At 59.8% G+C, this 20,079-nt stretch carries 23 protein-coding genes and 1 tRNA gene; 4 read left to right on the forward strand and 20 right to left on the reverse strand.

Features of this window, described 5'->3' with window-relative positions; genetic code table 11:
- Positions 1-579: 579 nt before the first annotated feature.
- Positions 580-1,524 (forward strand): hypothetical protein, encoded by a 945-nt coding sequence (locus tag VF436_RS15825; protein WP_330904992.1) that lies wholly within the window; start codon positions 580-582, stop codon positions 1,522-1,524.
- On the opposite strand, the gene VF436_RS15830 is transcribed toward VF436_RS15825, so the two are convergent.
- The 4 genes from VF436_RS15830 to VF436_RS15845 all read right to left on the reverse strand — a co-directional run bounded on the left by VF436_RS15830 (position 1,521) and on the right by VF436_RS15845 (position 5,555).
- A complete protein-coding gene (locus tag VF436_RS15830; RefSeq protein ID WP_330904993.1) occupies positions 1,521-2,018 on the reverse strand; it encodes a hypothetical protein in 498 nt (165 codons plus the stop codon). The two genes, VF436_RS15825 and VF436_RS15830, sit on opposite strands and share 4 nt — an antisense overlap.
- A gap of 4 nt (positions 2,019-2,022) precedes the next feature.
- Positions 2,023-3,072 (reverse strand): ImmA/IrrE family metallo-endopeptidase, encoded by a 1,050-nt coding sequence (locus VF436_RS15835; RefSeq protein ID WP_330904994.1) that lies wholly within the window; start codon positions 3,070-3,072, stop codon positions 2,023-2,025.
- Between the two features lie 65 nt (positions 3,073-3,137).
- Entirely contained in the window at positions 3,138-3,557 is a 420-nt protein-coding gene (locus tag VF436_RS15840; RefSeq protein WP_330904995.1) for a hypothetical protein, read from the reverse strand.
- A gap of 291 nt (positions 3,558-3,848) precedes the next feature.
- Complete coding sequence (locus tag VF436_RS15845) at positions 3,849-5,555, reverse strand: MobA/MobL family protein (RefSeq protein ID WP_330904996.1); 1,707 nt, start codon at positions 5,553-5,555, stop codon at positions 3,849-3,851.
- A gap of 376 nt (positions 5,556-5,931) precedes the next feature.
- Between VF436_RS15845 and VF436_RS15850 the strand changes: the two genes are divergently transcribed.
- The gene (locus VF436_RS15850; RefSeq protein ID WP_330904997.1) at positions 5,932-6,177 is read left to right on the forward strand and encodes a hypothetical protein; all 246 of its coding nucleotides are present in this window, start codon (positions 5,932-5,934) and stop codon (positions 6,175-6,177) included.
- A 16-nt stretch (positions 6,178-6,193) separates the two neighbouring features.
- Here the strand turns inward: VF436_RS15850 and VF436_RS15855 are convergent, their stop codons facing one another.
- The 5 genes from VF436_RS15855 to rplM all read right to left on the reverse strand — a co-directional run bounded on the left by VF436_RS15855 (position 6,194) and on the right by rplM (position 9,303).
- Positions 6,194-6,763: a hypothetical protein gene (locus VF436_RS15855; protein WP_330904998.1), complete on the reverse strand. Its 570-nt coding sequence runs from the start codon at positions 6,761-6,763 to the stop codon at positions 6,194-6,196.
- Positions 6,760-8,250, reverse strand: a complete 1,491-nt coding sequence (locus VF436_RS15860) for a site-specific integrase (RefSeq protein WP_330904999.1) — start codon at positions 8,248-8,250, stop codon at positions 6,760-6,762. Before VF436_RS15860 ends, VF436_RS15855 begins: the two co-directional genes overlap by 4 nt.
- Before the next feature lie 79 nt (positions 8,251-8,329).
- Positions 8,330-8,403: transfer RNA gene (locus tag VF436_RS15865), tRNA-Gln, on the reverse strand.
- Between the two features lie 69 nt (positions 8,404-8,472).
- Complete coding sequence (gene rpsI / locus VF436_RS15870) at positions 8,473-8,865, reverse strand: 30S ribosomal protein S9 (RefSeq protein ID WP_330905000.1); 393 nt, start codon at positions 8,863-8,865, stop codon at positions 8,473-8,475.
- Between the two features lie 9 nt (positions 8,866-8,874).
- A complete protein-coding gene (gene rplM / locus VF436_RS15875; protein ID WP_330905001.1) occupies positions 8,875-9,303 on the reverse strand; it encodes a 50S ribosomal protein L13 in 429 nt (142 codons plus the stop codon).
- A 296-nt stretch (positions 9,304-9,599) separates the two neighbouring features.
- Between rplM and coq7 the strand changes: the two genes are divergently transcribed.
- On the forward strand, positions 9,600-10,244 hold the full coding sequence (coq7, locus tag VF436_RS15880) for a 2-polyprenyl-3-methyl-6-methoxy-1,4-benzoquinone monooxygenase (RefSeq protein WP_330905002.1): 645 nt from the start codon (positions 9,600-9,602) through the stop codon (positions 10,242-10,244).
- Positions 10,245-10,453: 209 nt separating this feature from the next.
- On the opposite strand, the gene speD is transcribed toward coq7, so the two are convergent.
- Positions 10,454-11,239, reverse strand: coding sequence for an adenosylmethionine decarboxylase (gene speD / locus VF436_RS15885; protein WP_330905003.1), 786 nt, complete (start codon positions 11,237-11,239; stop codon positions 10,454-10,456).
- 286 nt (positions 11,240-11,525) lie between these two features.
- On the opposite strand from speD, the gene crp reads away from it, so the two are divergent.
- Positions 11,526-12,221 (forward strand): cAMP-activated global transcriptional regulator CRP, encoded by a 696-nt coding sequence (gene crp / locus VF436_RS15890; protein WP_330905004.1) that lies wholly within the window; start codon positions 11,526-11,528, stop codon positions 12,219-12,221.
- Positions 12,222-12,367: 146 nt separating this feature from the next.
- On the opposite strand, the gene VF436_RS15895 is transcribed toward crp, so the two are convergent.
- From VF436_RS15895 to VF436_RS15940, 10 genes are all read right to left on the reverse strand, one after another.
- Positions 12,368-12,832, reverse strand: a complete 465-nt coding sequence (locus tag VF436_RS15895) for a GNAT family N-acetyltransferase (protein WP_330905005.1) — start codon at positions 12,830-12,832, stop codon at positions 12,368-12,370.
- Positions 12,833-12,841: 9 nt separating this feature from the next.
- On the reverse strand, positions 12,842-13,537 hold the full coding sequence (locus VF436_RS15900) for an HAD family hydrolase (RefSeq protein WP_330905006.1): 696 nt from the start codon (positions 13,535-13,537) through the stop codon (positions 12,842-12,844).
- Positions 13,538-13,542: 5 nt separating this feature from the next.
- On the reverse strand, positions 13,543-14,337 hold the full coding sequence (gene trpC, locus VF436_RS15905; RefSeq protein ID WP_330905007.1) for an indole-3-glycerol phosphate synthase TrpC: 795 nt from the start codon (positions 14,335-14,337) through the stop codon (positions 13,543-13,545).
- A 52-nt stretch (positions 14,338-14,389) separates the two neighbouring features.
- Positions 14,390-15,466 (reverse strand): anthranilate phosphoribosyltransferase, encoded by a 1,077-nt coding sequence (gene trpD, locus VF436_RS15910; RefSeq protein WP_330905008.1) that lies wholly within the window; start codon positions 15,464-15,466, stop codon positions 14,390-14,392.
- A complete protein-coding gene (locus VF436_RS15915; protein ID WP_330905009.1) occupies positions 15,463-16,062 on the reverse strand; it encodes an aminodeoxychorismate/anthranilate synthase component II in 600 nt (199 codons plus the stop codon). Before VF436_RS15915 ends, trpD begins: the two co-directional genes overlap by 4 nt.
- A gap of 357 nt (positions 16,063-16,419) precedes the next feature.
- Positions 16,420-17,085, reverse strand: coding sequence for a nucleotidyl transferase AbiEii/AbiGii toxin family protein (locus tag VF436_RS15920; RefSeq protein ID WP_330905010.1), 666 nt, complete (start codon positions 17,083-17,085; stop codon positions 16,420-16,422).
- Complete coding sequence (locus VF436_RS15925) at positions 17,082-17,579, reverse strand: helix-turn-helix transcriptional regulator (protein WP_330905011.1); 498 nt, start codon at positions 17,577-17,579, stop codon at positions 17,082-17,084. The genes VF436_RS15920 and VF436_RS15925 overlap by 4 nt, the downstream gene beginning before the upstream one ends.
- A 193-nt stretch (positions 17,580-17,772) precedes the next feature.
- Positions 17,773-19,086: a type II toxin-antitoxin system HipA family toxin gene (locus VF436_RS15930; protein WP_330905012.1), complete on the reverse strand. Its 1,314-nt coding sequence runs from the start codon at positions 19,084-19,086 to the stop codon at positions 17,773-17,775.
- Positions 19,086-19,334, reverse strand: a complete 249-nt coding sequence (locus VF436_RS15935) for a helix-turn-helix transcriptional regulator (protein ID WP_330905013.1) — start codon at positions 19,332-19,334, stop codon at positions 19,086-19,088. The genes VF436_RS15930 and VF436_RS15935 overlap by 1 nt, the downstream gene beginning before the upstream one ends.
- Before the next feature lie 151 nt (positions 19,335-19,485).
- The gene (locus VF436_RS15940; protein WP_330905014.1) at positions 19,486-20,007 is read right to left on the reverse strand and encodes a hypothetical protein; all 522 of its coding nucleotides are present in this window, start codon (positions 20,005-20,007) and stop codon (positions 19,486-19,488) included.
- Positions 20,008-20,079 lie beyond the last annotated feature (72 nt).

The raw sequence follows: 20,079 nt of genomic DNA on the forward strand, positions 1-20,079 counted from the left end.
GTGGCTCCGGCTCCGGTTCTCCAAGTCTGGACAAGTTGACTGTCCGGTCTGGTCGAAGGTGGATCGTTCCAGTCCTTCTGTCCGAAGGCCCGAGGCCGCGCCCCGCTTGGCTTCGCGCAGGGTGCGCCTTGCACCATTCTGATGGTCAGGTTGTTGCAGACTGGCAGCCAGCCAGTGCCCCAGTTACCAATAGTTACCCGACCTCTAACCAAGGCCTCGTCGGAAAGCGAAATGGCTGTCTGATGCGATTTGATGGGTAGGCGACCAGTCTGTTTCAGACTGAGCGGCAAGGTAGATCAGAATATCCACCTGGAAAATCTTCAACAGGTCGAGCGTCAGTCTGAGACAGACTGGTCACCATAACGGGACAAGGTGACCGCCCCGGCCAGGGTGCACCCGTCACTCAAAGACCTTTGCTACCCTCGCTGCATGAAATGCCGAATTGTGAACGTAGGAAAGCGGCGCGACGGAGGCTCTCGCTTCTGGTGCGTTGCTCATCATGCCAATGCGACGGCTAAGTATGGAGTTGCTGCCCCGGAGTGTGTGGCGGCCCATGATCCTCCGGTGCTTCCGGAGGAAATGCTTGATCTGGATTTGAAGAAATATCCAGGCGGTGTTGCATTGTGGGGTTCAGTGCCCGCCGTGTATGACACCACCACCCTCCCAGCCGATAGAGGCATTCACGTTCATGCCCGTCAGGATCTTGATGGTGGCAAGGATATTGATCAGACCTTCCGACAGTTGCGTATCCCATTCGAAAAAGATCTTTTATCCGGCCAGTGGTATTCAGTAGACGAGATTGATGCCATCAATTTCATGGTCTCCGGCGTTTTTGGTTTCGACACCATCAGCGTCACCTGCACACATTGTGGCTTCCCGCACCTTGACCGCGACTGGTTCGCTGTCCATAAGCATCGTAAACATCAATGCCACGGCTGTGGCCGGCAGTTTTCAGACACAGTTATTGGTGTGGGCAATCCACTGTCCGAACTTCGACGCGTAATTGAGCTAAGCCCTCGACGACAGGTCAAAGCGCCTCGCAAAATTAAATTAAAGCAAGCGGATTACCCTGGAGGCATACAAATCTGGGGCTCTAATCCAGCCATCGTCTGGACCTCGGACAAGCCAGAGGAAACGGGTATCCATGTTCATGCTCTCAGCGAAGAGCACCAGGACCTACCGGAAATAGATGACACCTATGCGCAGGTGATCATTGACGGCATCGAGCTCAACCCAGAACACGTCCGCCATTACATGGCACAGACCGCCATGCCTCATCTGGAAGGTCGTGTCCTATCTCTGGCGTGCCCAAGATGCGATCACGACCACTTCGATCAAGGTGACCTTGCTTTTACCCCTCACACCGAACATTGCTGCGAGAAGTGCGGGGCCACCTTTCAATCACCTTCGCAACTAAAAAAGACCATCAGCAACCCCTTTGTCGCCACCCGTCAACAGCTGGCAACAAAGACGACACGAACCTTGCGGCATGATCAGCTAGGACTCCGGCCGGAGACCATTTAGGCGTAGTTGCCCGCGAAATCTTCCAAGCCGAGAGCGGGCAAATATCCCCCACGGGAACGCATCAGGTTGTAAGCAGCCAGGGCTTGTTCGGGTGCCATCAAATTCGCCCCACAGAGCCTGCGCAGCAGCCCAATAGATCCTGTCACCCTGCCAGCATCATGAAGCCTTTCCGTTGCTCGCAGTCGGGCCTGATGGTCGTCGCAAGCAATATGGCATCCGAGCTTCTCCGCGGCCAAGATGCATTCGGTTTCTCCATTTCCCAAGCGCATTTCTCGCTTGGCCTGGGCAAATTCGGTCGCTGAGATGATTTCATCGTCAACGTAGCCCAACCGTCCACTCTGGACCGCATGATCCACTGCTTGGGCAATTGATGAAGATTCATCCCTGACCATTGGGCTCACCAAGAATTCGTCATCCGGAAGACCCAAGACCAGTGCAAGCACCTCGCCGTTGACGAGATTGATGAGCGTGCATGCGTCCAGGATCATCAGCACTTGATCAGCCAGAATTGGCAGCAAAGAGCATGTTCACCGGGACGTTGATGAGTTCAGCTGCCTTCCCAGCTGACAGACGTCCATCCCTGACCAAGTTGACCGCCTCTGCCAGGAGTGCTGGCGACGTTTGAATGGGAATATCGCCCCGAGCAGTCAACCCCAGCTCATCTGCCCGGCGCTCTGGGCTGCCAAAATCGTCAGAAATGCGCTGATAGAGTGCGCGGGCACCACGATCCGGGAGGAGCCCAAGATGTTCACAACGCCTTGCAGCAACTTCAAAGCTCACGTTGTAAATGCGCGATAGAGCCAGGATCTCCACGTCGCCAAGCGGCCCGGAAGCCCTGAAATGTTGCCGCACCAGTTCGAGCGTTCTTAGAACACCCGGGCCCGGCAAGAGAAGACATGATGCAAAAGCATCTGCAAAACGCTCTTCGTTTTGGCGGTTGTTCCCACTTTCTCCCCCGACCTCGCTGTCCATGAAGGCAAAATCTTCATTTCGTTGCCCGTGGCGCGCGACCAGATGCCCGGTTTCATGAGCCAGCGTAAAGAGCATCCTTGGCCGGAAAGATCTTGGTGCCAACAAGATGACCGCATGGCCACCGGCGAAAGCCGAGACACCCTCCGTTTGTGGATCACGGCCAAAGGCAATGAGGACACCAAGCTCTTCCAGCGTTTGAGATAAGAAACGAAAAGGCTCGTGGTCGTCCAATTGAGCAAATGCTCGACGGAAGATGGCAGCAAAACTCTCAGCCTGCTCAACATTCGCTTGCAGACCTCTAAAAAGATCAAGCCACCCGTTTTGCGCTGGGATACCGGCGGCCACCTCAAAAACATCCCGAAGTTGCTCCGAGATGATTGCCATAGAAGAAGTGGTGTTGCGCTCCCGCTGATCCAGCGTTTGCCTCAGTAAGACACTGACCCTCTCTTGCCCTTGTTCTTCATCACCTGCAACCAGGGTGGACAAAGGTATTCGCAATGCCTTGGAAAGTTTTCGCATCTCAGCCAACGATGCATCTTCGCCCCCCACGATCTGGGAAAGGCGCGCAACGGGCATATGGGTTCGCCGCGAAACTTCGAGCAGCGAAAGGTGCCTATTGCTCAGATGTTCTGCAAGGCTTATCACCGTCTGGCCTCAGCCTTTATTTGCATGAGGGCCTCGCGCAGTCGGCCCGCTTGCTCGTCGGATAGTTTCCGCATACGTCCAATCACATCCTTAACTCGTCTTGCAGCCGGCTTATCAAAAACACGTGAGAGAATTTCGACGGAGTGCTCGCGTCCCAAGGCGACCTCGCGTTCCGTTTCAAGAACCACAGGGTTTTTTCCGACCAGATAATTTTGTATGCGCCGGTCAAAGTTGCCATGATCATCTCTTGGATCATGTGCACCATCTGCGGTAACGATGATGTTGCCCAACCGTTGGCCCGCTTCATTGAAATGAATTTGATGCTCTGGATACCTTTGAAAGGCAGCCATCTGGTTCGGAAGTTTGTCGTGGACTTCCAGGCCCCCAATGACATATTGGCTAACCAGGCGTCCCATGCTTCCACTCACGACAAATATTTGGTCTCCCAGTTTGACGAGGCGCCGCAAGTCTGGCCGGCAAGTCCCCATGGTTGGCCGCGCGCTCGATAGCGCGGGATCCACTAGGGGGCGCCCCATCCCAGGATCCGATCCAGGGGAAACAAAGATGTAGCTCGACATATCCATCTCCGTGGCAATGCACCTGAGGATCTTGCGCAAGCAACTCACCGGCTGAGACATGGCGTCAGCTCGCCATTGGTCGCATGATTACCACTTGACAAAAAATCTTCAACTTGCCTCTACCCCTCCCTATCGAGGGTAAGTCATGCGGGGCGTGGGAGACGGCTTCGGTTTCGGTGGTGAGGCGTCTTCCACCAGGCGGTGCAGCAAAGGCGCCCCCTGTGGCGCAGCCCCTTCAATTCGCGCCCTTTCCTCATCGTTGACCACCGACATTAGTTTGTCGGCCAGCACCAGGCTTTCCGCCCGGACACGTTCCACGACCTGAGCCAATCGACCCTCCCTCTCCGCTCGTTGCTGCTTCAACACCACGGCTTCCTGATCGAAGGCATCCAGGTGCACCTGATGCCGCCGACGTGACCCTTTGATCTCCTGCACGCGGCGATCCAGCACAGCGGCCTCTTGGTGCAATGCCCGCCATTCCACTGGTTTGCCATCCTCGCTGCCGGATGCCTTGGCTGCCCACATCTTCAAAGGGTGCGCCGCCTCCCACCGGTCTAACTGCTGCCGAGCCGCAGCTCGACGGATGCGGGCCTCGTGGAGCTGAGCGTCGGTGTCCAGCTTGGCCGCCATCCTGCGCCCCCGGTTTTCTTCATGGTCCCGGAACCGGTCCCCGAGCTCAGACAAGGCCCGAAGGATCCGCCCGATGACTTGTACCAACCTGGCCACCCTGCTCAACGCCTGGTGGGCCTCCAAGGTTTCTGGAACCGGGGCTACTGCCCGGAACCGCATGAGCAGCGAACCAGGAGCGTCTTCTGGGAGTGGCGGCCAGGGCATCTCGGGTTCCGAGAACGCCGGAGCCTGTTCCATGGCAACAGCCGGCGACTCCGATGCACCATCGCAGACGGACAAGGGGGCCGGCGTCGCTGTCGGCGGCACCTCGCCGAGCGCGACCGCAGCGTCTAGGGCTTGGTGGCTTCCCGCCTCTCGGGCCACGTCCGCCTGAGCCCGCGCCTGCTGTTCCGCCAGCACCACCGCGTGGGCGGCTTCGTATAGGCGAGACGGCAAGATGATGTCGCCACGCAGAGCGTCACCGCGACGGGTGAAGAAGCCCTTGCGCTCCATGGCCACCGCAGCGGCGCCCAACGTGGGTTGTGGGGTGAGATCCAACTCCATCCGCTTGTAGCTGCGGTGGTCATAGTCAGCGGCCAAGCCAGCCTCGCGGGTGAACTGGTTGGCCAACGATGCCCAGCGCGCGTTGAGCTGATCCACAAAGGCGCTCCCTTCACGCTTGCTCGCCAGCAAAACCAGCTTCGGCCCAAAGGCCCATTCAGAGGTGCCGTCTTCGCCGACCATCTGTTCCAGTGACCGCGTCGGGAAATACAAGTGGGCATGAAACCCGATCTTCTCCTCGGGTTTCGCCTCGCCGACCGCGTCCACGACATTGTCCCGATGCACGCCGATGGAAACGGGAACGCTGAGCTGTTCGACGAGGTAGCGCGCCATGGCTTCGGCCATGTCACCCGCTGCGGTATCCGAAAGCCCCAGAGGGATCGGGATGCGATAGTCCCTGGCCACCGCGGCGTCCTTTCGTTTCTCTGCTGCCTCCGCCCTGGACCAGAGCTCATGAGGATCAGAAGCCCACGCCGGAGCACCAGGCGGCGCGATGGTCAGGGCACGGACGATCTCTTCACCCACCTGGCGCTTTCGATAGTCGTGCCAGATGCCGGTGCGGCGATCGTAAAGACGGAGGCCCAACCGATACGCCACACCCGCGATCGCGGAATGCGTTTTGCTTCGGCTGTGAACTTCGAGGTGGGGGCGAGCATGTGGAACCATTCCTCATCCTTGTGGCTTCGATCCCGTCCCCGGCCGAGAAGCGATCGGTGGTCATCCATGACCGGAAAACACGCAGCGGCTGCCGACCCCATCTGTGCCTGCTCGCCCCCACGCGAACATCAAAGCAGACGGCCAAACGCTGTCAAGCCTGCGGAGAAAACCTACGAATGCATTCTGAGACGCATATCAAGTCTCGAAGGCTTGACGCTCGCGGGGTTGCTCTTAGCTTGGGAGGCAACGCATAGGCGTTGCCTTTGCTCTGAGCGGCGTGTTGAGACAACACATAGACGCGCTCTGCGACCTTGATTTGGACGTCTATTTGCTTCGGCTTGACAGGTGCTGGACTTCGACTAGGTTGCACTCAACCGGAGGCCTCATGAACACCTACCCTTACCTGATCACCCCACACGAACCGACCAAGAAACAGCTGTGGCTTGCTGCGTTCACCTCTTTGCTTTGCCATATGCAGCCAGAAGAGGCGATTAAAGCGGCTGACAAATCACTCGAACTTTGTGACGAGCGATGGGAACATCCGCAATGGATCGAAAGCTGGCAATACACCCATAGCTATCCTGTGGGTCATCGCTTCCGGCACGAATTGCCGAGCAATGGAAAGCCTTAAGAGGGCAAGGGCTGAATCACCTGTGTCGTTGAAACGGATTTAGCCTCCCAGCCTTGCTGTCGCTGCTTGGCTGCATCGTCCCGTCCGGGCTTAAAACAGGGTTGATCTCAGCATCCCAAGTCCTTGCTAGTTCGAGAGCGTCATCCCAGCTTTTGGCAACTTTCATACTGCCATCGGGACCATCAACACGAAAGTGATACACGTGAGGCAGCTCGCGGCCTTCTTCGTCATATTCGACAGAGACTTCGAGCTTTGGAATGCAAGAACCCACCTTGGCCGCATATTGAATGGAATATGTCGTGGGTAGGCGCCCTTTGATTATCTGTGGATCCAAGAGCAAATTGCGTTGTTCTGCCTCTGCGATTGCAGCAGAAAAATGAGATACCCAGTCGATTTCTTTTTGCCCGGTTCGTTGCACGTAGAACTTTTCAACCGCGCGTTGGTTGCCATCCTGATCTTGATAGATCTCAACTTCACACATCGCCAGCCAAGGGCCAGACGCTCGTGCAATTTGATAGCTACCCTTAGCCGCGATCATCTCTTGCTTCGCCACTTCGACCTCCTTAGATCGGTAAGTAATAGTCATGGGTCAATAGACGCCTCAGATCGCCAAGCTTCACGAAACCTTTTCTCATGCAACAAACCCCGGACCTTTTCAAAGTCCAACCAGCAACTCCACGGCAACGCCGGGTGGTAAGCCGCCAACTCTTTGGCCGTCCACGGTCGCATGTAAGCGGCGGCATGAGTATCTGGCGCTGGGCCTCCGGCTTCATGGCCGACCAATGCGCGCCGCCGCTCTGCTGATAGCGATGAACCTTGCAGGGTTTGAATGACCGTCTTGCGCAACGAATGGATGCCCAAGATGCCATGCGCACGTCGCGGTGTGATGCCCAGACCTTTCAGGTAATACCCGAAGCCCTTGGTGATGGAGTTGCCCCGACCTGCCGCGCTGTCAATGCGCATGTGGGGGAACAACCGCTCCGCACCGGCGGCGCGCAACGCATCAACACGTTCCATCAAACCCAGCCGGATCAAATCCGGATGCAGGGGAACCAGGCGCTCCCCTCCTTCACCCGTCTTGATCCCTTGGCCATCACTGTCGGCGCAAATCTTCAAACAAGGCGTGTCGCCATGCGTCACGAAATCCCGCAGGAAGATTTGGGCAATTTCCCCAACACGGGCACCCGTGTAAAGCGCGATGACAGCGCCCCAGCGCACGTGCTCCATCCGTGGCTTTGCCAGATTGGTCGGATCAAAAATGCGTTGGAGTTGCTCGACCTCGAACGGCTCCCACTCGTGCCCCTCGGAGCGCCGCGCGGCCTTCTCCCTCTTCTTAACGACCACCAGCCCCTTCACAGGGTTGGTGGTGAGGTGGCCTTTGTTGACCAGGGCCTCGAACAGTTGAGCCACGTGGCTGACGCAGTTGGCCACGTAACTCTTGCTCTTACCGGAGCGCAGCAAGCCATCGCTCCACACGCTGGCCATGGTGCGCGAGACGGTAGAGACCTGCCGGCGGCCACCGATCACGTCGACAAACCCTTGCAAGGCGCGGGAACGTTGAGCCCAGGTGTTGGGCTTGAGCGTGACCGCTTCCACCTCGGCGTAATCCTTGATGGCGGCGTCCAAAGTCAGCCACCTCGAACCGGTGGATGTCGCGGACCCGGATGATGGGTCACGCCTTTCCAGAATGGCGCGCAAGGCAGCCATCCCATTCTCATGGTCGCCCTGGCTACCATCCGTGCGCACCTTGTGGCCGTCAGGCGTTTCGACTTCCCATTTGCGAACGGTCAGACCGAGACGCTGGGTCAGATCGTCCCCCTCGTCAGGCTCGTCGGCATCGCCGCCCCACGACACACCGCCCATGCCCCGCCCTCCCTGTCCGGCCATGGCGAAGATTTGAGCACACTTGGCGCTGAGGACATAAGACCAGGCCCGGGCCTGGACGGGATCGCGGGTGCGAAGCGATTGCTTGATCAGGCTCCGCCCCAGGGCTTCCCTGAGGCGCCGGGGAACGACCACCCGGAAATACCAGATACCCGACGTGTCCCGCCAAAGATGATGTGCCAAGCGCATGACTTGTACCGACCAAGCCGCCCGAGCACCCAAAACGCAGGCATAAAAAAAGCCCTGCATTCGCAGGGCTTTTTCAGTTTGGCTGGGAGACTAGGATTCGAACCTAGATAAACGGAGTCAGAGTCCGTTGTCCTACCGTTAGACGATCTCCCAATAATCCGCCGATCGATACGCTCTGACGCGTTGTATCGATCAGTTGAAGCGGTTAATTGTACAGAACAATTAACGCTTCGAGAACTGCGTGGCGCGACGTGCCTTGTGCAGACCGACCTTCTTACGCTCGACTTCACGAGCGTCGCGGGTCACGAAGCCGGCCTTGCGGAGCGGCGACTTCAGGCTTTCGTCGTACTCGATCAGTGCGCGAGCAATGCCGAGGCGAATGGCGCCGGCCTGGCCGGTGATGCCACCGCCGGACACGGTGACCATGATGTCGAACTTGTCGACGTTCTCGGTCAGCTCGAGCGGCTGGCGCACGATCATGCGCGAGGTCTCGCGGCCGAAGAACTGGTCAAGGGTCTTGCCGTTGACCGTGATATCGCCCTTGCCCTTGCGCAGGAACACGCGAGCGGCGGAGGTCTTGCGGCGGCCGGTGCCGTAATTCTGCTGGATCGCCATAATGATTCCTTAGATTTCCAGCGCGTGCGGCTGCTGAGCGGTATGCGGATGTTCGGCACCGCCGTACACCTTGAGCTTGCGGTACATCGCACGGCCCAGCGGGTTCTTCGGCAGCATGCCCTTGACGGCGATTTCGATCACGCGCTCCGGGTGCGTGGCCAGCATGTCCTTCAGACTGGTGGTCTTCAGGTTGCCGACGTAGCCGGTGAAGCGGTGATACATCTTGTCGTCCAGCTTCGCACCGGTGACAGCCACCTTTTCGGCGTTGACCACGACGATGTAATCGCCGGTATCGACGTGCGGGGTGAACTCCGGCTTGTGCTTGCCGCGCAGGCGGCGCGCGATCTCGGTGGACAAGCGACCGAGCGTCTTGTCCGTGGCGTCGATCACGAACCAGTCGCGCTTGACGCTTTCCGGCTTGGCGCTGAACGTTTTCATTTCGGAATACCTATAAAGCCGCCACACTCGGCGGTTGGGCATTAATCAGTGAATCAAAGGCGCGGGATGATAGCGGAACTTTCACCTTTAGCGCAAGCCCTACCGGGTCCGGAGAGCTGTGAGTCGGTAAGCTTAGCATGAAGACCGGGGGTCTTGGAAAGCCCCTGGATGCATCTGCTTTTTTACCCGACGTCAGGCAAGACGCTGCGACAGGTTGCCGGCTGGCAACGGAGCTTGCGCTGTCGTCCAATAATACCCGTCGCCGCTCTCGCGGCCACCCTCTCCAAGGAGCTCCCATGCATGCCGCCCGCTCGCTCTCTCCGCTCGACCGCCTGCTTGCCGGCCTTGAGCGCGCCATGGAAGCCGTGGCCGGTGAACCGGAAGCGACCCGCCCCTCGCCAGGCAGGGGCATCACCGAGGCGGACATGGATGACAAGGCTCGCCGGCACGCCGCTGGATTGATGCGCATCAACCACACCGGGGAGGTCTGCGCCCAGGCACTTTATGTGGGGCAGGCGGCGCTGGCACGCACGCCGGAGAACCGCGAGCACCTGCTGCACGCGGCCGCCGAGGAAACCGATCACCTGGCCTGGTGCGCCGAGCGCCTGAAAGAACTCGATAGCCGGCCGAGCCTGCTCAACCCACTTTGGTATGCCGGCAGCTACGCCATCGGGGTGGCCGCCGCGGTGGTGGGCGACCCGATCAGCCTTGGCTTCGTGGTGGAAACCGAGCGCCAGGTAGAAGCCCACCTGGCCGAACACCTCGATAGCTTACCGGCCGCGGACGAGCGCTCGCGGGCGATCCTTACACAGATGCAGGCCGATGAAATCCGCCACGCGGAGAGTGCCCAGGCGCGAGGTGGCATCGATCTACCGATACCGGTGCCGCAGGTGATGAGCCTGATGTCGAAGATCATGAAGACGGTGGCTTATCGGATCTGACGCCCTGGGCTGGCACTGACCGGCTTGGCGATTTGATGCCCCCATGCCAGCACAAGCAGCGCGGCGCGGCGCGACGGAGCGACCGTCCGGCTCCGCGTGGGTCGGCTTTGGCCCGGCAGCTTGCGAGCGCCGGTGATCGAGAGAACCCTCGCCCTCACCGCCCGGCTCCGCCCCCAAAGAAAAACCCCGCCTTTCGGCGGGGTCTTGTTTCACATCAGGTTGCGGCCGTGGAAGAGTTCTTCGATCTCCCGGCGCAGCAGGGATTCGATGCGCTGACGCTCCTTGAAGGACAGGTCGTCGGCGTGGGCCTCGAACAGGTAGGTATCCAGGTCGAAGTCCTTGATGTGCATCTTCGTGTGGAAGATGTTTTCCTGGTACACGTTCACGTCGAACATTTCGTACTTCTGGCGAATGTGGCGCGCCAGGTAGTCTTGCACCGAGTTGATCTTGTGATCGATGAAGTGCTTCTTGCCCTTCACGTCGCGGGTAAAGCCACGCACGCGATAGTCGCAGACCACGATATCTGACTCGAAGCTGTCGATCAGGTAGTTCAAGGCCTTCAGCGGGGAGATCACACCGCATGTGGCCACGTCGATATCCGCGCGGAACGTGGCGATACCATTGTGCGGATGGGTTTCCGGATAGGTATGGACGGTGATGTGGCTCTTGTCCATGTGAGCCACCACCGCGCCGGAGATCGTGTCCCGGCCCAGCTTTTCGACCACCGGCTCCTCGGAGATCAGGATTGTCACCGAAGCACCTTGCGGGTCGTAGTCCTGGCGCGCGATATTGAGAATGTTGGCGCCGATGATCTCGGCCACATCCGTGAGGATCTGGGTCAGGCGATCGGCATCGTACTGTTCGTCGATGTATTCGATATAGCGCTGGCGCTGCTCTTCGGACACCGCGTAGCAGATGTCGTAGATGTTGAAGCTCAGCGCCTTGGTCAGGTTGTTAAAGCCCTGCAGACGCAGGCGCGGGAGTGGTTTCACCACAGCAACTCTCCATGGCCGGATCTTACGGCGATCAGAGGGCGGGTTAGCGACAAGGGTCCCCGCTGGATAATTCGACGTGAAAGTAGTTAGCTTCCACGACCCTTGTGACCGGAAGGCGACACATGAGGCGGTCGCAGTCCGAAAGACTGCGAAGTATGAGGCAAAATTCAGGAAAACAGAACCTGCGGAGAGGGTCGGGACTTTGCCATAATGCAGCCAGGGGACAGTAACGGACGATTTTCCGCCCTTCGGGGCGGTGCTTGGACTCAAATTCTCGGGACAGAACGTGGCGCAACTCAAATACCAACTCCAACAAGCGTTTGAACGCTCTCAAGCACCTTCTGGCTTTGCCCCCGACCCTGCCTCGATGGAGCGCTTCCTGGCGCTATGCCATCGGCGCCGCTATCCCGGCAAGACAGCGATCATTCGACCGGGCGATCCGGCCAACACGCTCTACTACATCATCGATGGCTCGCTGGCGGTCTGCACCGAGGACGAGCAGGGGCGCGAGCTGATCCTGGCGTACCTGAGCCGTGGCCAGTTCATCGGCGAAATGGGTCTTTTCGTGGAACAGGCCCAGCGCGAGTCGATGGTGCGCACCCGCACCGCCTGCGAAATGGCCGAGATCAGCTACGAGCGCCTGTTCCAGTTGCTGGAAGGCCCGCTGCGCGAGGAATGCCCGAAAATCCTGTTCTCCATTGGCGCGCAGCTGACCAATCGCCTGCTGCGGACCTCCCGCCAGGTCAGCCGCATGGCGTTCATGGACGTCACCAATCGCATCTCGCGCACCCTGCTGGACCTGTGCCAGGAGCCGGACGCGATGAGTCACCCGGAAGGCACCCAGATCCGCATCTCCCGCCAGGAGGTCAGCCGGATCGTGGGTTGCTCGCGCGAAATGGTTGGCCGCGTGCTCAAGCAGTTGGAAGAGCAGCGGATGATCGACGTGTCGGGCAAGACCATCGTGGTCCGCGGAACGCGCTGATCGCGAGTGAAGCGGCACAGTGTGCGTGGCGGCCAGCCTGCCGCGCACACTGTAAAGCTGGCAACCGGCTCAGCCATGCCGGGCGCAGGGCTTTATCACCTCTGACTGTTTTCAGTGCGCCAGCCTCGCCGCGCGCTACGGGCGGCTTAGCCCTGATAGACGTAATACACGTCCGCTCGCTCGTAGTGCGAGCCTTCACGGATCGTCGGTTGCTTCACGAAGCCGGACTTCTCGTACATCCGCAGCGCTCGCTCCAGTTTGCTGTTCGACTCCAGGAAGAGCCGGGTACCGCCCATGCGATGAAACTCGGCAATGGCCGCATCGAGCAACTTGCGCCCTGCCCCGTGGCCGTGAAACGCCTCGTCCACGCCCATCTTCGAGAGCTCATAAACGCCCGGCGATTCGCATAGCAACGCACAGGTACCAATGATGTCCTGGCCCAGGCGGGCAAACAGGATCACCCCGCCGGGCGCCAGCACATGGCGCTCCGGGTCAGACAACATCACCTGGTCGATATCTTCGATGCGGAAATGGCGTTGCAACCACTGCGCATTGAGGCGATAGAAGTGCTCCCGCAACTCGGGCGCGTAGGGGATGATCTCGACCGACATGGTAAACCTCTAGAACCAATCCACGCGTATGACCGTACGGCCCAGCGCGCGTTCCACTTTCTTGCAGACCGCAGGCGTGGCGTTGACCAGCACGGCCTCGGTCGCTCCCTTCAACATGGGGATGTCCTTGGCCGAATCGCTATAGGCAACCTGCCAGGTAGCGATGCCATGCGCGGCCAGTTGCCTGGGTTTTTGTCGGCCGATATTGTGCATTTTCACGCGCATGCCGAACATGCCCTGCCGCAATCGGGAGGCGACGACCTCCATGGCACCCAGCCCGAGTTCGGCCAGGATGCTCTCGGCCAATACCTGCTCACAGCCAGTGACCACCACCACGCGATCGCCCGCGGCCTGGTGCCGGCGCAGGGCCTGCAAGGCATCACGATTGAATTGCTTGGGCCGGCGCACCAGCGCGGCGGCAAAGGCACGCGCTGCTAGCACGTAACGGGTTTCGTTCAAGCCAAGCAAACCGATATGCACCATGCTGCGCACCGGCAACCAGCGCGACACCGGCATCTGTATCAGCAGCCATGGCAGCGCCAGCAAGGCGAGCAGGCGACGTGCCCAGGCACGGGCATAACGCTCGCGCATGAATAACGTGAAGGCGTCGCCGTGAATCAGCACGCCATCGAAATCGAACAACACCGTGCGCGTAGCCGCCGTTCCGGCCGCGTCCGGCGCGACCGGAACATCCCCTGTTTGCATGGCAATCAACTACCCGTGAAAAGACGCTTCAGTTCAGCCCCGGGGTCAGCGGCACGCATGAAGGCCTCACCAACGAGGAATGCATTGATGCCCGCATCTTGCAGACGCTCGACGTCCTCGTGCGTATGAATGCCAGACTCGCTGACCAGGACGCGATCGTACTCCATCATCTGCTGCAGCTCGATGGAGGTATCGAGCGTCGTTTCGAAGCTGCGCAAGCTACGATTGTTGACGCCGATCAACGGCACCGGCAGGGCCAGGGCCCGCTCCATTTCCTCGGCATCGTGCACTTCGCACAGGACATCCAGGTCCAGTTCGGCTGCCAGCAGCGAGAGCTCGAGCATGGCAGCATCGCCCAGCGCGGCAACGATCAGCAGGATGCAGTCCGCACCAATGGCGCGCGCCTCGTAGACCTGGTACGGATCGATCACGAAGTCTTTGCGCAGCACCGGCAACTGGCAGGCATTGCGGGCCTGTTGCAGGAAATCTTCGCTACCGTGGAAGAAGTCCTTGTCGGTCAGCACCGACAGACAGGCCGCGCCACCGGCTTCGTAGCTGCGCGCAATCGCGATAGGATCGAAATCCGGCCGAATGATGCCCTTGCTCGGACTAGCCTTCTTTACTTCGGCAATCACCGCCGGTAAGCCAGCTTCGATCTTGGCCTCGATGGCGGCGGCAAAACCGCGCGTATCGGGCAGGTCGGCAACGCGGGCGGAGAGCTCGGCCAGTGGCAGGCGCGCGCTGCGCTCAGCCAGTTCTTCGGTCTTGCGGGCCAGGATGCGAGTCAGGATATCGGCCATGATCTAAAACTTGGGGTGAGTGGGGGACAGGGCTAGGGTATCGCAGGATGCATCAGCCCGGCTGCGCCGAGAGCTGTCGGGTTGTTTCGACAAAGGCATCCAGCTTTTCACGCGCTGCGCCGGAGGCGATCGTCGCCCGCGCCAGCTCGATGCCATCGGAGATGTTGTCGGCGACATTGGCGGCGTACAATGCGGCGCCTGCATTCAGGCAGACGATGTCGTGCGGCACACCGCGATGGCCTTCCAGCGCCTCCAGCAGCATCGCGCGGGATTCGTCGGCATTTTCCACGCGCAGGTTGCGACTGGACGCCATCGCCAAGCCGAAATCTTCTGGCTCCACTTCGTATTCGCGCACCTCGCCATGGTGCAGTTCACCCACCAGGGTAGCCGCGCCCAGGGAGATTTCGTCCATGCCATCGCGGCCCCACACCACCAGCGCATGCTCAGCGCCCAGCGCTTGCAGCACGCGTACCTGGATACCTACCAGGTCAGGATGGAACACGCCCATGAGGATGTTCGGCGCTCCGGCCGGGTTGGTCAGCGGCCCGAGAATGTTGAACAGCGTTCGCACACCCATTTCCTTGCGTACCGGTGCAACCACTTTCATTGCCGGATGGTGGTTGGGCGCGAACATGAAACCAATGTCGGTCTGCTGCATGCACTGCGCCACCTGGGTCGGCTGCAAGTCGATACGCGCGCCGAGCGCCTCCAGCACGTCGGCACTGCCCGACTTGGACGAAACACTGCGGCCACCGTGCTTGGCTACCCGTGCTCCGGCCGCCGCCGCCACGAACATCGATGCAGTGGAAATGTTGAAACTGGATGCGCCATCGCCACCCGTGCCGACGATGTCCAGGAAGTGCGCATGCGGCGGTACTTCCACGCGCGCGGAGAGCTCGCGCATTACGCGCGCCGCTCCGGTGATTTCGCCGACGGTTTCCTTCTTCACACGCAGGCCGGTCATGATCGCCGCCGTCATCAACGGCGTGACCTCGCCGCGCATGATCTGGCGCATCAGTTCGATCATCTCGTCGTGAAAGATCTCGCGATGTTCGATCGTGCGTTGCAGGGCCTCCTGCGGTGTGATGCTGACGCGGCGTCCCACGTCCAACAGACGCTCTAAACTCATGCCGCCAGCTTCCTCAAGGGCAGGCCAATGAAATTGGCCAGCAAGTCATGCCCATGCTGGGTCAGGATGGATTCGGGGTGAAACTGCACGCCTTCGACATTGAGCGTCTTGTGGCGCAAACCCATGATCTCATCGATGGAGCCGTCCGCGTTCTCGGTCCAGGCGGTCACTTCCAGGCAGTCGGGCAACGAGGCCTGCTCGACAACCAGCGAGTGATAACGCGTGGCTTCGAACGGATCCGGCAACCCCGCGAACACGCCCTGCCCGCGATGGCGAACCATGGAGGTCTTGCCGTGCATGATCTGCTTGGCACGCACCACCTTGCCGCCGAACGCCTGACCCATGGCCTGGTGCCCCAGGCACACCCCGAACACCGGAATCTCGCCACTCAGCTGCGCCAAAAGGTCCAACGACACCCCGGCATCATCAGGCGTGCCCGGACCCGGCGAGATCATGATGTGCGAAGGCGCCAGCGCCCGAATACCCGCCACGTCCAGCGCGTCGTTACGCACCACCTTGACTTCCTGCCCCAGCTCACCCAGGTACTGGACGAGGTTGAACGTGAAGGAGTCGTAGTTGTCTATCATCAAAAGCATACGAGGCCTAACCCGTCGAATTGTAAGTGTCGCGCCATTGCTTACACTGAGCATACCCGCAAATGTACCGGCATTTATCTCGGGCCATGCTGCGAAGCCCAGGCAATGCCACCTGCAAGTGTAGCGGCCCCAGGCACTGACCATGCAGCTGCGGGTGTGGAAGACCTGCCCTAGCTGATGCCGGCCGGCGCCATGAAGCACCGGGGAAAATTGAAATGATGCGAGCGGCAGTTCTGGCCATCGTTGACGCTACGGAGGACAAGGCGGATGCATCGGTATCGTTGATCGCAAGTTTGCGCGCCAGACTGATTGCGCGCATCTCGTAAAGCGACAGCCCCCTGGATCGGCAGCTTCGGGTTACAGCCCATCCAGAAAGTGCTCGGCCATCTCGACACAAGCTTCGAAGCTCGGCTTGTAATCCAATGTCGCGATGGCATTGAAGCTCGCCCGCAGGGTGGAATGCGGGTGTCGTACTTGTTCCAGAAAAGCTTGGCGATGACGAACAAGAAAGGGTTCAGCCTGCCGTAACGATGCAGGCTCGCGCTCGATGACCAAGGCCAGGTCGAACAGGTCGCGCGCCGTGGCTCGATTTCCACGGTGATACATCTTCTTGGCAATGATCTCGGCCGCTTTCTCGACCCTCACGACGTGCCCACCGATGTTCCACGTTTCCCACGCATCGTCCAGCAGGTTGGGAGCGGCGACAAAGTCCACCTCCCCCTCTTCAAACTGAAGTTTGACGAACGCATCCGAGGCCTCGGTGTAATCCTCCGTCAAGCTTGCAGCGACGTCACTCAAACGAGGCGAGACAAACCCGAGGTATTGCGGATCGGGGACAAAGATGTCGATGTCTTTGCTCAGGCGGTGTCGGTAGCGAAACATCAGCACGGTGCCACCGCCCAGCGTCCAGAACGGATCGTCAATGCCACCATGCGTGCGGATTTCGGCGATAAGTGTCAGTGCCCGGGGGAACAATGCCTCCCATGCACCGCTCGGCAATGCCGCGCGTGGCAACGAGATCATGCCCATAGATCCTGGCGATGAACTGACAAGGACTTGGCCAGCTTCGCCACATTACGCCACACCTTCCGAGGCGATACATGAGCCGCACTAGCTGCCTCTTCCACAGCCATCACGACTGTCGAGACTGGCGTCTCATCCAGTAGATGAGCCAGATGAGGAATATAGGGTTGAGGCACTTCGCCACTGGCCAACACCTTGCTCAGGATTTCCGGCTTCAATTCACTGGCATAGCTGACGCTGGCGCTCTTGGCAGCCATCCACAGGCCGCGCTTTTTTTTCCGCACCTGCGTGCTTGGCACGGCTACATCCAAGCCCAGCACGGCCAACACCTGCGCTGCCCGGTTCACGCCCAGATCGCTCAAAGTACCGTTCTCGAGCCCAACGAGCGTTTGCCGCGATAAGCCGCTCAGGTGCGACAGTTGCGCCTGCGATAACCCCAGCTCAGCGCGACGGGCGCGAACACTCCGTCCCATGTCTTTGAGGTTCAGATTCATGAATGTGCAAATATGTCAAATATTTTTGACACTTTAACAGGATGATTGTCCAAGTTCACCTGAATGCCGGCCACCCCTGCGCTCATCCTCGGTGGCGGGATAGCTTGCCTCGAATCGGGGATGCCCCTGAGGCTCATCCTGCCTATATGGCCTGGCAATCAGGTTAACTTTCGATGGCGTGATGACCATCCCGTCATGCCTGCCCCATGGACAGCAGCCGCAAACGTCTGCCAATCCCTGCGCTGATCGACGCATGAAGTGCCTGGGGGAAATCGGCTGGGAGCTCGGCCTCCAGCGACGCCAGAGCCCCTTCCATGCGAGCAGCGACGGTCTCGATGGCTTGACGAACAAGAGATTCGGAAATGCCTGCCTTCTGGGCAGTCTGAAAAAAGTGCCTGGGCAGGACCTCGTCGAAACGGAAGTGCCTGCTGTTGCCAATCGACATGGCCAGCTTCATCTGCTTGCGCTCGACCTGGCGCGTATCGAGGCTGGGTTGGGCACTCAGCACGTCATACAGCGGCGTTAGTGCATAGCCTCCCCGGGGATGCAGAAAGATACTGAAATTCTTGGCATGACCATCCGTGGCACCGATGAGCCAGAAGACGAATTGAGCCTGGAACAGGGTGCAATGATCGTCGGCTGGCGAGTCGCTGCCATTGAGCAGGCTGGCAATGGCCAGAATGCCCGGACCACCGTCGCTCTGGTATTTGCGACCCGGCGGCACGGATAGCGCCTGGCAGCAATCCTCCTGGGGAAGGCGGATCAAGTGATGGTTGCTCCATACCCGGTCGAATCGTTCGATGACCAGAGCCTTGGTCTGACCGAACGTCATGATGTCGGCCTGATTGACGGGCATGCCCAGATGCTTGAGCAGGCGCAGGCAGTAGAATTCGTTTTCCACACTGTCAGACAGATCGATGCCATTGGGCAGTCGGCCGATCTGCGTCTTGAACATGTGCGTCGTCGGCGTCGTGCCATGCGGCTTGAACCACTGGCCATCAACCTGGAGCAACGCGGTCTTTTCCTGTGCGCCAGCGATCGAGATCCTGAAATCGTCATCCTTGGACAGCCCTAGCGGCGCTTGCTTCAACGACTTGAGCAGGCGCTCGATAGCCTCCTCGTCGACCGGGTCGCCCGAAACAGGTGCCATGGCATTGGGCTGCGCCGTGTCGTCATCGATGAATTGCAATGCCCCCACGCAATCGCGGCCGATGACGGCTAGCAGGCTATAGGCATCGGACCCTGCGGCCCCCACCTTCTCCGCCACGCGCCTTCGCAACAGTTCCGAATCCGGCAGCAGGTTCTCAAATACCGCGACGACGGGCTCGCCCCGCCACGGTTCGTCGCGCAACGGCAGTGAAAGCGAAACGGGAAAAGCCAGTTCACGGTCCAACCATGTCGAGTCGTAGCGAAACGCGATCGCCCCGCTCGGCTCCTTCAGCAGATGGCCCACCAGTCGATCGTTCTGATAGACATGCAAAGGGGGATGTCGGCGGGTCCTGGCCATCAGCCGATCAGATCCTCGACGCTATGTTGGCGGGTACGCGCGGCCACCTGAAGCTCCAGGTCCAGGGCGGCGAGCAGGGCCAGCAGCGTATCGAGCCGGGTCGCTGGATTGCCGGTTTCGATCAGTGAAATGGTTTCCTGCCGCAATCCTGCGCGTTGACCCAGGGCACCCTGGCTCAATCCCAGTCGTTTTCGCTGGCGGCGCACGAGCGCACCAAGCTGTTTGGGGGTGCGAGCAAGATCAGGCATAGGTGGCCTCCTGGCTCCCACTATGCGCCAATCACCATAAATCGTCCATATCGCTTTCAGCACATAATTTTGCTTTATGCGACACAACACATAATTTCAGATTATGTGAATTAGCACATAAAGTTCCAGCCCTGGCCCCGGATCAGCCGGCTCAAGGATGTCCGGCCGCCGCGTCCGCCATACGGCTGAGCGCTTGGTAGTGCTCGGATTTGGAGGTGATATCCAGGGAGCCATCCGCCACGTGTGCGAGGAACCGATGGCAGGTGGCTGTCTTCTGTTCGTTCGTGCCTGTGACCTCGCTGGCCACTTCGGCCTTGGCTTTTTCGATGGCTGGCCGGCTGGTGGCGGCAAAGAAGGCGTTCCCCGCATCGTCGCCCTGGGTCTGCTCGATGAATTTAAGCGAATCGCCCAGGTACGCCACGGCACCAGCGAAAAGCCGGCCGTTTTCGCCATGGGCACGCCACTGCGCCACCACCGTCTTGTCGAAACCCTCGGGTCGTCCAAGCACCGATTCGCAGGCGAACGCCATGCGCCCGACGTAGAAATTGAGCGTGCCGGCATATCCGGCTGCCGCGTTGTTGGCTTCGGTCATGGGCAACTTCGGCGCGTCGGCGGCATGCGCCATCGACACGGCCAGCAAACCACACAGCGACCAGGACAGGATACGGCGCATCAAGACTCTCCCTTTTATTGACGGATGCCGCGGCTCATGCCCGGCGAATGACTAGCCCGGCGCCAGGATGGC

The organism is Dyella sp. (genome assembly GCF_036384435.1).
Lineage (GTDB): Bacteria > Pseudomonadota > Gammaproteobacteria > Xanthomonadales > Rhodanobacteraceae > GSA-30.

What these genes read in the sequence shown, in the direction of transcription:
- VF436_RS15825 (WP_330904992.1), top strand. Translation starts at nt 580, where the DNA reads ATGCTTGATCTGGATTTGAAGAAATATCCAGGCGGTGTTGCATTGTGG.
- VF436_RS15835 (WP_330904994.1), bottom strand. Translation starts at nt 3,072, where the DNA reads ATGCCCGTTGCGCGCCTTTCCCAGATCGTGGGGGGCGAAGATGCATCG.
- VF436_RS15840 (WP_330904995.1), bottom strand. Translation starts at nt 3,557, where the DNA reads ATGGGACGCCTGGTTAGCCAATATGTCATTGGGGGCCTGGAAGTCCAC.
- VF436_RS15845 (WP_330904996.1), bottom strand. Translation starts at nt 5,555, where the DNA reads ATGGTTCCACATGCTCGCCCCCACCTCGAAGTTCACAGCCGAAGCAAA.
- VF436_RS15850 (WP_330904997.1), top strand. Translation starts at nt 5,932, where the DNA reads ATGAACACCTACCCTTACCTGATCACCCCACACGAACCGACCAAGAAA.
- VF436_RS15855 (WP_330904998.1), bottom strand. Translation starts at nt 6,763, where the DNA reads ATGACTATTACTTACCGATCTAAGGAGGTCGAAGTGGCGAAGCAAGAG.
- VF436_RS15860 (WP_330904999.1), bottom strand. Translation starts at nt 8,250, where the DNA reads ATGCGCTTGGCACATCATCTTTGGCGGGACACGTCGGGTATCTGGTAT.
- rpsI (WP_330905000.1), bottom strand. Translation starts at nt 8,865, where the DNA reads ATGGCGATCCAGCAGAATTACGGCACCGGCCGCCGCAAGACCTCCGCC.
- rplM (WP_330905001.1), bottom strand. Translation starts at nt 9,303, where the DNA reads ATGAAAACGTTCAGCGCCAAGCCGGAAAGCGTCAAGCGCGACTGGTTC.
- coq7 (WP_330905002.1), top strand. Translation starts at nt 9,600, where the DNA reads ATGCATGCCGCCCGCTCGCTCTCTCCGCTCGACCGCCTGCTTGCCGGC.
- VF436_RS15895 (WP_330905005.1), bottom strand. Translation starts at nt 12,832, where the DNA reads ATGTCGGTCGAGATCATCCCCTACGCGCCCGAGTTGCGGGAGCACTTC.
- VF436_RS15900 (WP_330905006.1), bottom strand. Translation starts at nt 13,537, where the DNA reads ATGCAAACAGGGGATGTTCCGGTCGCGCCGGACGCGGCCGGAACGGCG.
- trpC (WP_330905007.1), bottom strand. Translation starts at nt 14,337, where the DNA reads ATGGCCGATATCCTGACTCGCATCCTGGCCCGCAAGACCGAAGAACTG.
- trpD (WP_330905008.1), bottom strand. Translation starts at nt 15,466, where the DNA reads ATGAGTTTAGAGCGTCTGTTGGACGTGGGACGCCGCGTCAGCATCACA.
- VF436_RS15915 (WP_330905009.1), bottom strand. Translation starts at nt 16,062, where the DNA reads ATGCTTTTGATGATAGACAACTACGACTCCTTCACGTTCAACCTCGTC.
- VF436_RS15920 (WP_330905010.1), bottom strand. Translation starts at nt 17,085, where the DNA reads ATGATCTCGTTGCCACGCGCGGCATTGCCGAGCGGTGCATGGGAGGCA.
- VF436_RS15925 (WP_330905011.1), bottom strand. Translation starts at nt 17,579, where the DNA reads ATGAATCTGAACCTCAAAGACATGGGACGGAGTGTTCGCGCCCGTCGC.
- VF436_RS15930 (WP_330905012.1), bottom strand. Translation starts at nt 19,086, where the DNA reads ATGGCCAGGACCCGCCGACATCCCCCTTTGCATGTCTATCAGAACGAT.
- VF436_RS15935 (WP_330905013.1), bottom strand. Translation starts at nt 19,334, where the DNA reads ATGCCTGATCTTGCTCGCACCCCCAAACAGCTTGGTGCGCTCGTGCGC.
- VF436_RS15940 (WP_330905014.1), bottom strand. Translation starts at nt 20,007, where the DNA reads ATGCGCCGTATCCTGTCCTGGTCGCTGTGTGGTTTGCTGGCCGTGTCG.